Source organism: Bradyrhizobium cytisi, from assembly GCF_008123515.1.
Taxonomy (GTDB): Bacteria; Pseudomonadota; Alphaproteobacteria; order Rhizobiales; family Xanthobacteraceae; genus Bradyrhizobium; species Bradyrhizobium cytisi.
The window spans coordinates 54098-68570 of the sequence record NZ_VSSR01000039.1; the positions used below are offsets into that span (position 1 = coordinate 54098).

Here is a 14473-nt window from a genome sequence, read left to right on the forward strand (position 1 = left end):
TTGGTCATTCACAGCTCTTGCGAGTGAACCCGCGTTCGGCGTGGACTAACAGCCGGTCAAGCCGCCCGGCGGGCGAGCAGCCGGTCGAGTGGCGCATTGGGCTGCGTGATAGCGGCCCTCAGCAGCGCAACGAGATCCTCCATCCAGGCGCCGACCACGGCGCCGTCGAGCAGCTCGCCCTTGTAATTGCACGAACCTGTAATCCCGGTCAGGCGCTCCTTGAGCATCAGCGACAGCCAGGTCTGGTCGACCGGCAGTACCGGCTGGCCCTCGCGCGCGACATTTCCGATCGATCGCACTGCGACATCAGGCAGCTCGAGCGGCTGGCGCAGCGGATTTTGCAGCGTGAAATAGACCTGGAGCAGCGAAGCCGGATCGATGCCCTCCTGCTCCAGATGGTCGGCCAGGATGTTGAACGGCAGCTCCTGCCGGGCATGCGCCTCGAGCACGCTTTGGCGCACGCGGCCCAAGGCCTGCGTGAACGACAGATCCGGTGTAATTCGGCTGCGGACGATCACCGTGTTCTCGAACGGACCCACGATCCCCTCAGTGTCCGGCTGGGCGCGATTGGCCATGGCGGTCGCGACCGAGATGTCCGTGCGTCCGGTCCGCGCCAGCAGCAGGGCCTTCAGGCCAGTGAGCAGGCACATGAACAGCGTGGCGTTGTGCTGTCGCGCATAGGCGGTGAGGCGGGCGACCAGGTCGCGCTCCAGGCTGAGGGGATGATGGCCGGTCGACGCGCCCGGCCGCGCCTCACCGTCAAACAGGGGGGCTGAACCGCGCAATGCCTCGCTCCAGTCGAGGGCCTGGCGGCGGGCCGCCTCGGTGCCGCACCACCAGCGCTGCCAGCGTGCGACGTCGGAGAACGCGAGCGGCATCTTCGGCAAGGGCGCCGACGGATGGCCTGCCAGCGCGGCGTAGCGGTTGGACAGTTCCTCGAACAGCACGCCGATCGACCAGCCATCGGCGATGGCATGGTGCAGTGTCAGCAGCAGGATGTGATCCTCGGCGTGCAGCCGCAGCAGCCGCGCCCGCAGCAGCGGCGCCCGGGCGGCGTTGACAGGAGTATATGTCTCCTGCGCGATCAGGAGCTCGATCTTCCTGAGCTCGAGGGCCTTGCGGCGCTTGTTGTTGTGGGGCCGCCCGTCGCCGATGGTCTCGACGGTCAGAACCGGACCGAGCGCGGCGGGCGCGACGATCCGGCTGACCGGCTCCTCGCCATTCCAGCCGAACGCCGTGCGTAACGATTCGTGGCGGCGCACGATGTCGTCGATGGCCTGCGCCAGCCTGCGCGGATCGATCGGGCCTTCGAGGTGGAAAGCGAAGGGCAGGTTGAACAGCGGTAGATCGGGCAGATTCTGCTCGATTCGCATCATCTGGTCCTGCGCGATCGACAGCGTGGGCGGTCCGCTGTCGGCGAGGCGTGGCCCGCTGGCCGCGGGCTTTTGCGGTTTCGTGGTCACCGCCTCGTCGACCCGCCGGGCGAGCTCCTCGATCGTCGGTGCCTCGAAGATGGTCTTGATCGGCAGCGAGACCCCGAGCGCACGGGCCACGCGCGCCATGGCTTGGCCCGCGAGCAGCGAATGGCCGCCGAGGTCGAAGAAATTGTCGGTGACGCCGAGGCTCTCGATCTTCAGCAGATCGATCCAGATGTCGGACAGCACCTTTTCGGTGAAGCGGCGGGCCGGCACGGCGGCTTCCGTCGCCGCACTCTCCTGTTGCGCGGGCGCCGGCAGGGCGGAGCGATCGAGCTTGCCGTGGGCATTGAGCGGAATCTGATCCAGGAACAGGAAGGCCGACGGGATCGCATGCACAGGCAGCCGACTCTTGAGGAAGTCGCGCAGCTCGCTGGCGTTGATCCGGCTGCCCGATTTGGCTACGACATGGGCGATCAGCCTGACGTCGCCATTGGCGTCGCGGCGCGGCTCGACGATGCCGGCGCGCACGCCTGCGTGGTCGCCAAGCGCAGCCTCGATCTCCTTGAGCTCGATGCGATAGCCGCGGACCTTGACCTGAAGGTCGGCGCGGCCGAGGCATTCGATGGTCCCGTCGGCGCGGCGGCGGGCGAGGTCGCCGGTGCGGTACAGCCGGCTGCCTTGCGCGCGTGCGAACGGATCGGGGATGAAGCGCTGCCGGCTCTGGGCGGGATCGTTGATATAGCCGCGGCCGACGCCGGCGCCGCCGATGCAGAGCTCGCCGACCACGCCGACCGGCTGCGGCTCCAGATTGGGATCGAGCACATAGAGCTGGGTGTTGGGCAGCGGCGCGCCGATCGGGACATTGGTCGTCGCGGTGTCCGGCGCCCTGGTCAGCCGGTGCAGGGAGACGTCATCAGAACATTCCGAGGCGCCGTAGGCGTTGATCAGCGGCACCTTCGGGCAGCGGGCGAACCAGGCGCGGCAGAGCTCGACCGGCAGCGGCTCGCCGGTCGAGATCAGCAGCCGCAGTTTCGCAAAGGCGCGCAGCATCGGCGCCTCGTCCATCCGTTCGAGGATGACGCGGAGCAGCGAGGGGACGATCTCGAGCACCGTGATGCCCTCTCGTTCGATCTCCCGCGCCAGCAGCATCGGGTCCTGGACGACCGAATTGCCGCAGACATGGACGCGTGCGCCGACCATGGGAGCGGCGAGGAACTGCCAGACCGAGATCACAAAGCTCTGCGGTGCGGTCTGCGCGATCACGTCCTTGCTCGTGAGGCCGAGTTCGGCGATCAGCGACGCCAGATGGTTCGACAGCCCGCGCTGCTCGATCATGACGCCCTTCGGCGCACCGGAAGAGCCGGACGTATAGATGAGATAGGCAAGGCCTGCGCTTGCGCGCCGTGCTGCGCTGGCCGGCTTGGTCGATTCCAGCGCGATGGCGTCCTCGAGCTCGGCGACTTGGATGCGCGCGACCAGCGGCTCGAGCAGCGCGTCGACCATGGCGGACCGCGCCCGCGCCGTCAGCAGCACGCTTGCGCAGCTCGATCCGAGGATGGTTGCGAGCCTCGCCGTTGGCTGCTCGGGATCGAGGTTCAGGAAGGCCGCGCCCGCGCGTTGCACCGCGATCATCGCCGCGAGCAGGTCGGGCCCGCGATCGGCAAGCAGCGCGACCACGGTCTCGGTGCCGACGCCCTCGCGGGCAAGCCAGCGCGCGATCGCCTGGCTGCGGCGCGCCAGTTCGCGATAGCTCAGGGACAGAACTCCGTCGGATATCGCCACGGCGTTCGGCGTCTTCTTTGACTGCCGCTCGAAGCGTTCGCAGAGATTTCCGCGCGTGGCGAAATTGGCAGGCCGGCCTTTCGTCGGCAACAGCCGGCGTTCGGCGTCGGTGAGCAGCGGCAGACGCGAGATGCGCTGCTCGGGATTGGTGATGGCGGCCTTGAGCAGGGTCTTGAACTGACCCGCCATGCCCTCGATCGTACCTGCGTCGAACAGATCGGTGGCGTATTCGAAGAAGCCGGTGAAGCGGCCCTCGGCCTCGACCAGCTCGAGCGTGATATCGAAGCGCGCGACTTCCGGGTCGATCTCCAGCCGCCGCGTCGACAGGCCGGGGAAGCGCGCCGCCTCGATCGACGCATTCTGGAGGATGAACATGATCCGGAACAGCGGATTGCCGTCGCTCCTTCGCGCGATCTGCAACGCGCGCAGGACTTCCTCGATCGGAAGATCCTGGTTGCGATAGGCATCGAGCGTGACCCGGCGCACCCGCCGCAGCATCTCGCCAAAGGTCGGGTCGCCGCCGAAATCGTTGCGCAGGATCAGCGTACTGGCAAACAGCCCGATCAGCCGTTCGCTTTCGATCTGGTTGCGGTTCGCGATCAGCGAGCCCGTCGCGACATCCTCATGTCCGGTATGGCGGAACAGCAGGCACTGGAATACCGCGAGCAGCGCCATGAAGGGCGTCACGCCCTGGTCCTGGCTCAGTGCGCGAATGTCGGCCGAAAGGGTTCTTGAGAATTCGAAATAGTGACGGGCGCCGTGTCCGTTCCAGACTTCCGGCCGCGGCCGGTCGGTCCGCAGCGGCAGCGTGGTGACGCCGTCGAGCTGGGTTCGCCAGTAATCGAGCTGCTCCTTCGCCATCAGTGTCTGCGCCCAGCTCAGCTGCCAGCGCGCAAAGTCGCGATATTGGAAGCCGGGCGAGGGCAGCATCGTCGTGCTCCCTTTGCGAGCGGGGGAATATCCGGCGGCGAGCGCCTCCCAGAACAGCCGCTGTGACCAGCCATCGGTGACGAGGTGATGGACATTGACCACCAGCGCATGGCTGGATTTGTCGAACGAAAGCAGCGTGACCTTCAGTGGTGGCTCGCGGGCGAGGTCAAACGGATATTGCGCCAGCTTGAGCGCCTCGCGCCTGACGACCTCAGCCCGCCGGTGCGGAGGGCAGGGTCTCAGCTTGATCCGCTCGAACCGCGGCGGTGCGTCAAGCACGCGCTGCACGGGCTCGCCCTCGCGTTCGACGAAGACCGAGCGCAGTGCCTCGTGGCGCGCGCAAATCGCACCGAGGCTCGCCTGGAGCGCAGCGATATCGACCTGCCCCTTGAGCAGCGCGACCTCGACCACGTTATAATTGTAGCGCGTCGGATCGAGCCGCGAGAGCACATACATCCGCTGCTGCTGGAACGACAGCGGCGCATCTCCTTCAGAAGCCGCCGGGCGCCAAGCCGGCAGCGTCGCATCGCGATGCGCCGTGGTCTCGAGCCGGGCTGCAAGAGCGCCGACCGTGGCGCAATCGAAAATGTCCTCGAACGAGAAGTCGACGTTGAAGCGCTCGCGCAGGCGCGAGCGCATCTGCGTGACCGCGAGCGAGTCTGCGCCGAGCGCAAAGACATCCTGATCGACGCCTACTTTCGGAAGCTCCAGAAGATTGGCCCAGATCTCTGCGAGCTGGGTCTCCAGCGCGTTGCGCGGCAGCTGCGTCTCGTCGTCATCATGGGACGCCGAAATCAGGTCGGCCAGCGCGTTGCGCTTGACCTTGCCGCTGGCGCCTTTCGGCAGCGCCGCCACGCTGCGGATCAGGCTTGGCACCTTGTAGGCGGCGAGACGTTTGCGCGCGAACTGGCGCAACTGGTCGGAGGTCGCCTCGGAATTGTCCCGCAGCACCACGACGGCGGCGACGTTCTCGCCGAGTTTTGCGTGGGGAACGGCAAAGACGCCAGCTTCCAGCACCGCCGGATGGGCCAGCAGCACCTCTTCCACCTCAAGCGGCGAGACCTTCTGGCCGCCGCGGTTGATGACGTCCTTGATGCGGCCGACGATGAAGAGATAGCCGTCGGCATCGAGATAGCCGAGATCGCCGGTCCGGAACCAGCCGTCGCGAAATGCAGCTTGCGTCGCGGCCTCGTCATTATAATAGCCGCGGCTCATGTTCGCTCCGCGCAACATGATCTCGCCACGCTCGCCGCTTGCAAGCGCGCGGCCTGTCTCGTCCATGATGGCGATCTCAGGACCTGCGGCACGGCCGACCGATCCGATCTTGCGCAGCTCGAACGGATTGGCGGCAATCTGCGAGGCCGCTTCAGTCATGCCGTAGGTTTCCAGCACGGGCACGCCGAACATCGTCTCCAGCCCGTTCAGGATCGCGGGCGCAAGCGAGGACGAGGCCGAGCGGATTACGCGCAGCGATGACGCGCGGGCGCGCTCCGGGTTGGCTTCCGCGGCCGTCAGCAGGGCGCGGTGAATGGTCGGCACCGCCGTGTACCAGGTCGGTTGCAGGTCCCGCATCCAGCCGAAGAAGGACGGTGCGTCGAAACCGCCGGTCGCGATCACGCTGGAGCCCGCGGCGAGCGCGGTCAGGAGACCGGAGATCAGGCCATGGGCGTGAAACAGCGGCAAGGCATTCAGCAGGCGATCGTGCGATGTGAGCGACAGCACGCGGCCGGCATTTTGCGCCGAGAGACACACATTGCGATGCGTGAGCGGTACCATTTTGGGCCGCGCTGCTGTGCCTGACGTCAGCAGGATGAAGGCATCATCCTCGGCACTCGCGGCGCCGTTCGCGCAGGCCGGACCGATCGTCGGTCCGATGAACGCACAGCCGCCGAGATCCGTCTCAGGTCCCGGAACGAAGTCGATCATCGCGATATCAAGCGCCCTGGCGACGTCGCGACTCGGCGAGTTCATATCGGCCCGGGTGACCAGCGCCGTCAGCTTCAATTCGCTGAAATAACGTTGCAGCTCGTCCGCCGTCAGGTCCGGGTTGACGGGGACGCAGGCACAGCCTGATGCGACCGCGATGAGAGCCAGCGCGCTGTCGGCCCCGCGCGGCAGCGCAACGGCAATCCGGTCGCCAGGTGCAACGCCGAGCCCGCGCAGCGTTTGGACGAGATGCGCGATCCTGGCGCCGAGCGCGCCATAATTCAGAGGCGGCCGGCCAGGGGCGAGCAGGGCGGGCGCCGCCGGCATCGTTCGCGCATGAAAGGCGAGAAGGCCGCCGATATGGGCAAACGTATTGGTTTCGGCGCCCGCGTCTGCCGATCCCTCTCCCACCCCGGATGCAATCTCCGACAATGCCATTCCCTTTTGATCTGATTGGGCTATTCTTCCCAAGAGTTAGGGAACGCGTCCAGTCCGAGGTGAAGTTTTGGTCCCAAAATCTGTGGTTGAGGGACCTTAAGCCTTTCGGCGGGGGGAGTGTCGGGCGGGATCACCATGCTGGAGAAAGAGCCGGGGACGGATGTCGGGTTGAAGCGCTGGCTCGAAGGCATCGGTCTCGGCCACTACACCGATCTGTTCGCGCAACACCGCCTCGATCTCGATGTCATGGGGGACCTGACCGAGGCTGATCTTGCCGAGCTCGGATTGCCGCTTGGCGATCGCAAGCGGCTGCGGCGGGCGACCGCGTCGCTGTTCCAGGCCGAGGCGGCGGAGGCGCCGGTCGCGCCGACGTACCCGCCGACCCGAGCAGAGGTCGGCGCCGAGCGGCGTCAGCTCACCACCATGTTCTGCGACATGGTCGATTCCACCGCGCTCTCCGCCCAGTTCGATCCGGAAGACGTGCGCGACATGATCGCAAGCTTTCGCGAGACCTGCGTGCGCGTGGTCAAGCATTACGAGGGCTTTGCTGCCCGCTTCGTCGGCGACGGCATTCTGGTCTATTTCGGCTATCCAACCGCACATGAGGACGACGCCGAGCGCTCGGTGCGCGCCGGGCTCGAGATCGTGCGGGTGCTGTCGACGGCGCGCGCGATCGAGCCGCGCGGCGCGCTCAGCCACGCGCCCGCCGTCCGCATCGGGATCGCGACCGGCCTCGTCGTGGTCGGTGACCTCGTCGGCCAGGGCACCGAGGAGCGCGATTCCGCGGTCGGCGAAACCGTCAATCTGGCCGCGCGCCTGCAGGCGCTGGCGCCGCCCAACGGCGTGGTGATCTCCTCCTCGACGCAGTCGTTGCTGAAGGGGAAGTTCGATTACCGCAATCTCGGCGCCCACGCGCTGAAGGGCATCTCGGAGAAGACCCAGGCCTGGCACGTCGTGCGCGCCACGCGGGTGGAGACCCGCTTTGCGGCCGCCATGGGCACGCGCCTGACCCCGCTCGTCAACCGCGAGGAGGAAATCGCGCTGCTCATGGGACGCTGGCAGCAGGTCAAGGAGGGCGACGGCCAGGTCGTCGTCAAGTTCGGCGAGCCCGGCATCGGCAAGTCGCGCATCATCCAGGAGATTTTTGAGCGGATCGCGGGCGACCGCCACGGACAGGTTTCGTTCCAGTGCTCGCCTTATTACACCTCCACCGCCTTCTATCCGTTCGTCGAGCAGCTCAAGTTTTCCCTCGGCCTCGATCGCGAGGATGTGTCCGCGCTGTCGCTGGCAAGCCTGGAGAATGCAATTGCCGCCGCGCACGGCAATATCGAGCAGGTCGCTCCGCTGTTTGCCGCGCTACTGTCGATCCCGACCGGCGAGCGCTATCCGCCGCTCGACCTGTCGCCGCAGCAGCAGAAGGACGCGACCGTCGCGGCACTGGTCAATCACTTCCTGGGCCTCGCGCGCGAGATGCCGCTGGTGATGGCCTTTGAGGATCTGCACTGGATCGATCCGACCTCCCGCGAGGTGGTCGACCTCGTCGTCGACCGGGTGCAGAACCGGCCGATCCTAGCGATCATCACCGCGCGCTCCGAATTCCAGCCGAGCTGGAACGCGCATTCGCACATTACCACCCTCGTGCTGAACCGGCTCAGCCGGCCGTTGCGCGCGACGCTGGTCGAGCGTGTCGCCGGGCGCGAGCTGCCCAAGGAGGTCATCGAGGAGATCATCGTCAAGACCGACGGCGTGCCGCTGTTCCTGGAGGAGCTGACCAAGACGGTTCTCGAGTCCGATCTCCTGACCGAGCGGCATGGCCGCTACGTTCTGTCGGGCCCGTGGCGGCAACTCGCGATCCCGGCGACGCTGACGGACTCGCTGATGGCGCGTCTCGACCGGATGGGGCCGTTCAAGCGGATCGCGCAGATCGGCGCCACGATCGGCCGCGAGTTCTCCTACGAGACCCTGCATGCGGTCGCCAACACGCCTGCGGAGCAGATCGAGGCGGCGCTGACGCATCTGGAGGAGGCGGGCCTGATCATGCGGCGCGGCCATCCGCCGGACGCGCTCTACTCCTTCAAGCACGTGATGATCCAGAACGCGGCGCATGCCAGCCTCTTGCACAGCGAGCGGCGCAAGCTGCATGCCAGCATCGCCCAGGTGCTCGCCGAGATGTATCCGGAGAAGACCGAGCGCGAGCCGGAGCTGCTGGCCCACCATCTCACCGAGTCCGGCCAGAGCGAGGGCGCGGCGAGCTTCTGGCTCAAGGCCGGCAAGCAGGCGGCCAAGAGCGGCGCCAATCTCGAGGCCATCGGCCATCTGCGCCGCGGCTTGAGCGTGGTGCAGGCCAATGCCCGCATGCAGGGCGCCGACGAGATGGAGCTCGAGGTGCGCATCGCGCTCGGCAACGCGCTGATCGCCGCCAAGGGCTACGCGGTGCAAGAGGTCGAGGAGAACTACATCCGCGCCCTCGAGCTCGGCCAGCAGCTCGATGACGACGAGAAGGCTTTTGCCGCCACCCGCGGGCTCTGGGTCTGCCATTTCATCCGCGCCGATCTCACCCGCGCGCATGATCTCAGCGTCGAGCTGTTGAAATTCGCCAAGCGCGAGCGGCTCAACGAACGGGCGCAGCCGGCGCAGCAGACCGGCTATCTGATCGAGGCGCACCGGTCGATCGCGATGACCATGCTCTATCGCGGGCGCTTCGCCGCCGCGCAGCATCATCTGCACCGCTGCATCAATCTCTACAGCCCCGATTTGCACTCCGACCTAATGGAGCGGCACGGCACCGATCCCGGCGTCGTCTCGCTGTCCTACCTCGGCTATCTCCTGTGGTTCCTCGGCCAGCCTGACGCGGCGCGGCAGCACAGCGAGCAGGCGATCCTGCATGCGGAGAAGATCCGCCATCCCTTCTCGCTCGCCTTTGCGTTGGTGTTCGGCGCCTATCTCTGCCAGCATCTGCGCGATATCGAGGGCACGCGCGACCACGCCAACCGCGCCATGATCATCGCCACCGAGCACAATTTCCTGCACTGGAAGCAGCAGGCCACGATCCTGCGCGGCTGGGCGCTGGCGCAGCTCGGCGAGGCCGACGAGGGCATCAGCCAGATGCGGTTCGGCCTCGACGAATACGAGGCGATGGATTCCTGGCTCGCCGGCTGCTGGTTCCGCTGCCTGCTGGCGGAGGCCTATGCCAAGGTCGGCATGCGCGATGCCGCCTTGCGCGCGCTGGACGGTGCGCTTGCGACCGCAAGACGGACCGGCGATCACTCCTATCTGGCGGAAGTCTATCGCCTGCAAGGCGAGATCACCCTGTCGGACGGCAATCCGACTTCGGTGCAGGAGGCCGAAGATTTGTTCGAACTGTCGCTCGAGACCGCGCGCAAGCAGGGCGCGTTGTCCTGGGAGCTCAGAACTGCCGTCAGCCTCGCACGGCTGTCGCACGACGCCGGCAAGCGCGAACACGCCAGTCTGTTGCTCGTGCCGATCGTCGGCAAGTTCAACGAGGGATTCCTGACGCCGGACCTGAAGCTGGCCATGCAGCTCGTGCACGAGATCGGTGGCGACACACCGGCTCGTCAGGCCGATCCGGTGAAATGAGCGATCTGCCCGCCGCCCGTGCGCGCTACGTCGAGCTGATTGCGAAGCGGGAACGACTCTCCTCGCCGCGCCTGCTTGCAGCCCTGGCGGCGGTGCCGCGCGAAAATTTTCTGGCGAAGGGGCCCTGGCGCATCAAGAGCGAGGCGGCGCGCAAATACCGACTGACGCCCGACGCCGACCCCGTCCATCTCTACGACAATGTGCTGGTTGCGATCGACGCGCGCCGCAAGCTCGACACCGGACTGCCGAGCCTGTGGGCGCACTTCATCGATTTGCTCGGCGTCGGGGAGAAGGACCGCGTGGTCCAGATCGGTTGCGGGCTCGGCTATTTCTCGGCGATCCTCTCAGAGATCGTTGGCCCGAACGGCAGGGTGCATGCGATCGAGTGTGACGAGCGGCTCGCGGTGCGTGCCGCGGCCTGTCTTCGCGCCTATCGAAATGTCAGGGTTGTCAACGGCGACGGCTGCCGCAACATCGGCGAGGCCGCTGACGTCATCATTGTGCATGCCGGCTTCTCGCATCCGCAACCGCTCTGGCTTCAATCGCTGCGCCCGCGCGGCCGCCTGCTGGTGCCGCTGACGCAGCGGGACCGCGAAGGCGCCGCCCTCAAGATCACGCGCAAAGGCAAGGGATTCGAGGCCGAGGCTGTGCAGCAGATCCGGATCTTTCCCGGCCGGGGCCGGGGGGCGACGGCGCTTGACGATCGCGTCGCCGATTGGTGGCAGCGCGCATCGTCGCTGGCGCCGCTGCGCTTTCGCGGCATCGCGCAGGGGCTGCCGTCGGATGGCTAACGATTCGTTTCATTTTACCTTGATTACGAATCGAAGTTTCCAACGTCTCCCGTCGCTTGTATGAGTGTGTTTCGATGGCCATTTGAGCACGTATCATGCATTCCGTTGCCCTGCTGACTGCTAGCTATGCCAAGGATATCGAGCGCTTCTCGCTGCTGAGCGAGAGCATCGACACCTGGTTGACGGGTTACACGCGGCATTATGTTCTCGTTAACGATGAGGACGTGCCGCTGTTCGAGCGGTTTGCGTCCGACAAGCGCGTCATCGTTCCGGCCTCGCGTTACCTGCCGAAATGGCTGTGGGCGCTGCCGCCGTCGCTCCAGTTCATCAGCAATCGCCGTGTCTGGCTGTCGCTGCTGTCATCGCCTGTCCATGGCTGGCACATCCAGCAGATCCTGAAGATCGCCGGCGTGCTCAATGGACCCGAGCAGCGCGTCTGTATTCTTGACTCGGACAATCTGTTCTTCCGCGAGTTCGACGTCGGCCAATATGCCGGTGCGGAGAAAACGCCGCTGTTCGTCACGCGCAAGGGAATCGACGCCGACCATCCCCTGCATGTGCTGTGGCTCCGCACCGTCGATCAGCTTCTCGGTATCAAGGAGCGCGCCTTCCCGGCGGACGATTATGTCGGCAACGCGCTGGTCTGGGACAAGGACGCCGCGCGCGCGATGACCGGCGCCATCAAGTCGGCGACGGGCCTCAGCTGGGCCTTGGCGCTGTGCCGGAAGAAGAAATTCTCCGAGTACCTGCTGTATGGAAACTTCGTCGCGAACTCGCCGGAACATCTGGCGGCACACCGGGTGAGCGAAGACAGTATCGCCGTCTCGCACTGGGACGACACCCGCCTCGATCGCGCGGCGATCGAAGCCTTGATGGCCGCCGCATCGCCAGAGCAGGTCGCGCTCTGCATCCAGTCCTATTCGTCGACCTCGATCGACGACATCCGCGACGTCTTCCGCCTGAATTCGCGCGACCGCCGCGGTCCCAGCCTGTCTCCCGACCACATGGGCGACACGACCGCTTTCGAGACGCCCAAAACAGGCTAAAGCATGATCCGGAAAAGTGTGCAGCGGTTTTCCGAAAAGATCATGCTTAGGCAAAGCCTCACAGGTCCTTCGTGAACTTGCTGATGACGTCCATGAACGGCTTCGGCTTGAACTCGCCGTCGAGCGGCAGCGGGCGGTTCGGCTGCTTGTCGCTGCGGGCGAAGGTGCCGTTGATCCAGCTGTAACGATCGGAGATGCCCCAGGTCAGGATCGAGCGTGCCGGTCCGCTGGTCGCAATTGCCGTCAGCAGATCGTCGACACGCTTGGCGACGATGGCATCGCGCTCCGAAGCACTTCCCGTCAGCTTCTGATCGTCGACGTCGAGCTCGGTGACGTAGACCTCCAGGCCCCACGCGCGGAGCTCGGTGACAAACTCGGCGAGCCCATGGGTGTCGATCTCGAGCTCGGCATGCAGATGCGATTGCAGTCCGACCGCGTGCAGGGGCGCGCCCTGGTCGAGCAGATTCATGATGAGGTTGCGGTAGGCGGCGCGCTTGGCGATGAACGAGTCCTTCGCCGACTCGATATCGTATTCGTTGATCGCGAGCTTGACGTAGGGATCGGCCGCGGCCGCGGCGCGGAAGGCGAGCGGAATCCAGCGGTCGCCGAGATGCTGCGTCCAGAACGTGTTGCGCCGGTCGGTGACGCTTTTGGGATTGTCAGGGATGGGCTCGTTGACGACGTCCCACGAGGTCAGCTTGTCCTTGTAGTAGGAGACGACGGTGTTGATGTGATCGACATAGGCGCGCTCGACGCCTTTCGAATCCTTGATCTGCTTGGTCCAGTCCGGAATGTCGTGATACCAGGCGAGCGCGTGGCCGCGCATGGTCAGGTCGTTCTTCTGGGCGAAATCATAGATGGCGTCGGCACGCTCGAAGGCGAACGTGTGCGCGTCCGGCCGCAGCATCGGCCATTTCAGTTCGAGCACCGGCACCACCTGCGTACAATAGGTGCTGATGGCCTCGCCGAGCCGCGGATCAGCCTGCAGGTCCCAGAGCGTGGCGGCGGCGCCATAGCCCGGACGGCGCTGCGCAAGTTTCGACACCGGAAGTGCTGACGCCGATACGCCCGCTGCGAGCGTTGCGGCGCTGCCGAGGAGAAATTCGCGTCTGTCGAGCTTCATCACGTGGCGGCCGCCCTTTCGGAACCAACGCGCCAATGTACCAAGCGGCACCTTGCGACGCCGCGGTTTCCTGTTGTTGGGTTAACTTTCGCGAACGGTCTTGTCAGCGCGCCTGACGCTGCACCGCCTCAGCGATCCCGTAATAGTGAAGCGCGCCCTTTTCGAGTGTCAGATTGTCCATCACATAATCGCGAGGTGCGAAGTCGGCCGCGCTGACCTGCGACCAGAAGCCGCTCCAGCCGGCGACGAAACCGTTCGCGTCGATGAACGTGCGGCCGCAACGTGCGTCGAAATAGGGCACCGAGGACACGCCGCCTTCGTATCTCACCTTGTCCGGAAAATACTCCGGATCCTGCCACGGCCCGCCGCGATTCCACGCGAACACGGGCACGCCGCTCGACAGCGCCTGCTGACAGGCGATGCCCTGGCTCTCATGCTCGCAGAGGAACACCATGCTGCGGCAGCGCGCCAGCGCCGCCTTGTAGTCGTCTTCCTTGTAGTGACCGTAGCGGATCACCTCGACCGAGCGGCCGCTGGCTTCGAGATGCCGGCGGATCGGTTCGATCAGCTCGCTCCCGTAGCGCTCGTGCTCCCAGCGCACCTTGTCATAGAGCAGCACATCGACGCTCTTCTGCTCGGCGGCGGTCTCGGTCCACACATCGGTTTCGATGCCGACCGGCCAGACCTCGACATGCGGCCAGTACGGCCGGCACATCTCCGCGTACCAGTCGCAGGGCACCAAAATCGTCTTCTTGTGCAAGTCTTTCAGATGCTCCGGTGCATCCACGGGGTGGTTGTACATGGCGACCCCCAGCAAAAGCGGGTTTTGCCAGGCGAACCAGTCGAGCACGAAGGGACGCCCGATGATGCAGGCGAGCTCGCCCGGATGCTTGCGGATGTAGCCGTAGTCGTTGACGCGATAGCGGATCCCGACCCGGTCGAGCCCGGCACAGAGATTGAGGAACACGCGCCGCTGGCCGCTGATCCAGGACTTGCCGAGCAGCATCCGCCGCAGCAGCGGCCGGATGTGGCGGTCGCCCGGAAACCAGCGGTCGTCCCGCTCCTCGAAGAACAGGTTGAGCGTCATCCGCTCGTCCCGGTCGGCGGGGGCGGCCGGGACCAGAGACGCATCCGTCCCGCCATGGGGCACGGAGGCGGGGTTTGCCCGCACACGCTCGGCAACGTCCATGTCAGTCACGTCCATACTAAGAGAAAGCCGGGCGACGCCTTGAAATCATGGTTTCTTTTCGGTGATCAGGTCGGTCCGTACAAGGACAGGGCAAATTTAACGCTAACGCGCGAAACCGGGGAGGCCACCCCATTCGGCGGCCGTTCTGCAGACTTAAATGACTATCCTGGGAGATGCTGCGGCGCAGTCCGATCGTCAAGCCTTCGATCGTCAAGCCAAAGTCCAACTGATTA

General features: G+C 65.7%; 6 protein-coding genes. 3 read left to right on the forward strand and 3 right to left on the reverse strand.

The genetic code is table 11. The features are described 5' to 3' along the window. Window positions 1-56: 56 nt before the first annotated feature. Complete coding sequence (locus FXB38_RS23390) at window positions 57-6494, reverse strand: non-ribosomal peptide synthetase (protein ID WP_148753324.1); 6438 nt, start codon at window positions 6492-6494, stop codon at window positions 57-59. A 135-nt stretch (window positions 6495-6629) separates the two neighbouring features. On the opposite strand from FXB38_RS23390, the gene FXB38_RS23395 reads away from it, so the two are divergent. The 3 genes from FXB38_RS23395 to FXB38_RS23405 all read left to right on the forward strand — a co-directional run bounded on the left by FXB38_RS23395 (window position 6630) and on the right by FXB38_RS23405 (window position 11928). Continuing rightward, window positions 6630-10091, forward strand: a complete 3462-nt coding sequence (locus FXB38_RS23395) for an ATP-binding protein (protein ID WP_148753325.1) — start codon at window positions 6630-6632, stop codon at window positions 10089-10091. Beyond that, window positions 10088-10882, forward strand: coding sequence for a protein-L-isoaspartate O-methyltransferase family protein (locus FXB38_RS23400; RefSeq protein ID WP_148753326.1), 795 nt, complete (start codon window positions 10088-10090; stop codon window positions 10880-10882). The genes FXB38_RS23395 and FXB38_RS23400 overlap by 4 nt, the downstream gene beginning before the upstream one ends. 95 nt (window positions 10883-10977) lie before the next feature. Then, on the forward strand, window positions 10978-11928 hold the full coding sequence (locus FXB38_RS23405; protein WP_148753327.1) for a DUF6492 family protein: 951 nt from the start codon (window positions 10978-10980) through the stop codon (window positions 11926-11928). 58 nt (window positions 11929-11986) lie between these two features. Here FXB38_RS23405 and FXB38_RS23410 read toward each other — a convergent pair whose 3' ends face one another. Both FXB38_RS23410 and FXB38_RS23415 read right to left on the reverse strand, forming a co-directional pair. Next, a complete protein-coding gene (locus tag FXB38_RS23410) occupies window positions 11987-13054 on the reverse strand; it encodes an endo-1,4-beta-xylanase (RefSeq protein ID WP_148753328.1) in 1068 nt (355 codons plus the stop codon). Window positions 13055-13154: 100 nt separating this feature from the next. Next, window positions 13155-14240, reverse strand: a complete 1086-nt coding sequence (locus tag FXB38_RS23415) for a glycosyltransferase (RefSeq protein ID WP_148753329.1) — start codon at window positions 14238-14240, stop codon at window positions 13155-13157. Between the last annotated feature and the right edge of the window lie 233 nt (window positions 14241-14473).

Excerpts from the sequence above, each read along its gene's own strand:
- FXB38_RS23390 (WP_148753324.1), bottom strand. The coding sequence starts at position 6,494 with ATGGCATTGTCGGAGATTGCATCCGGGGTGGGAGAGGGATCGGCAGAC.
- FXB38_RS23415 (WP_148753329.1), bottom strand. The coding sequence starts at position 14,240 with ATGGACGTTGCCGAGCGTGTGCGGGCAAACCCCGCCTCCGTGCCCCAT.
- FXB38_RS23395 (WP_148753325.1), top strand. The coding sequence starts at position 6,630 with ATGCTGGAGAAAGAGCCGGGGACGGATGTCGGGTTGAAGCGCTGGCTC.
- FXB38_RS23400 (WP_148753326.1), top strand. The coding sequence starts at position 10,088 with ATGAGCGATCTGCCCGCCGCCCGTGCGCGCTACGTCGAGCTGATTGCG.
- FXB38_RS23405 (WP_148753327.1), top strand. The coding sequence starts at position 10,978 with ATGCATTCCGTTGCCCTGCTGACTGCTAGCTATGCCAAGGATATCGAG.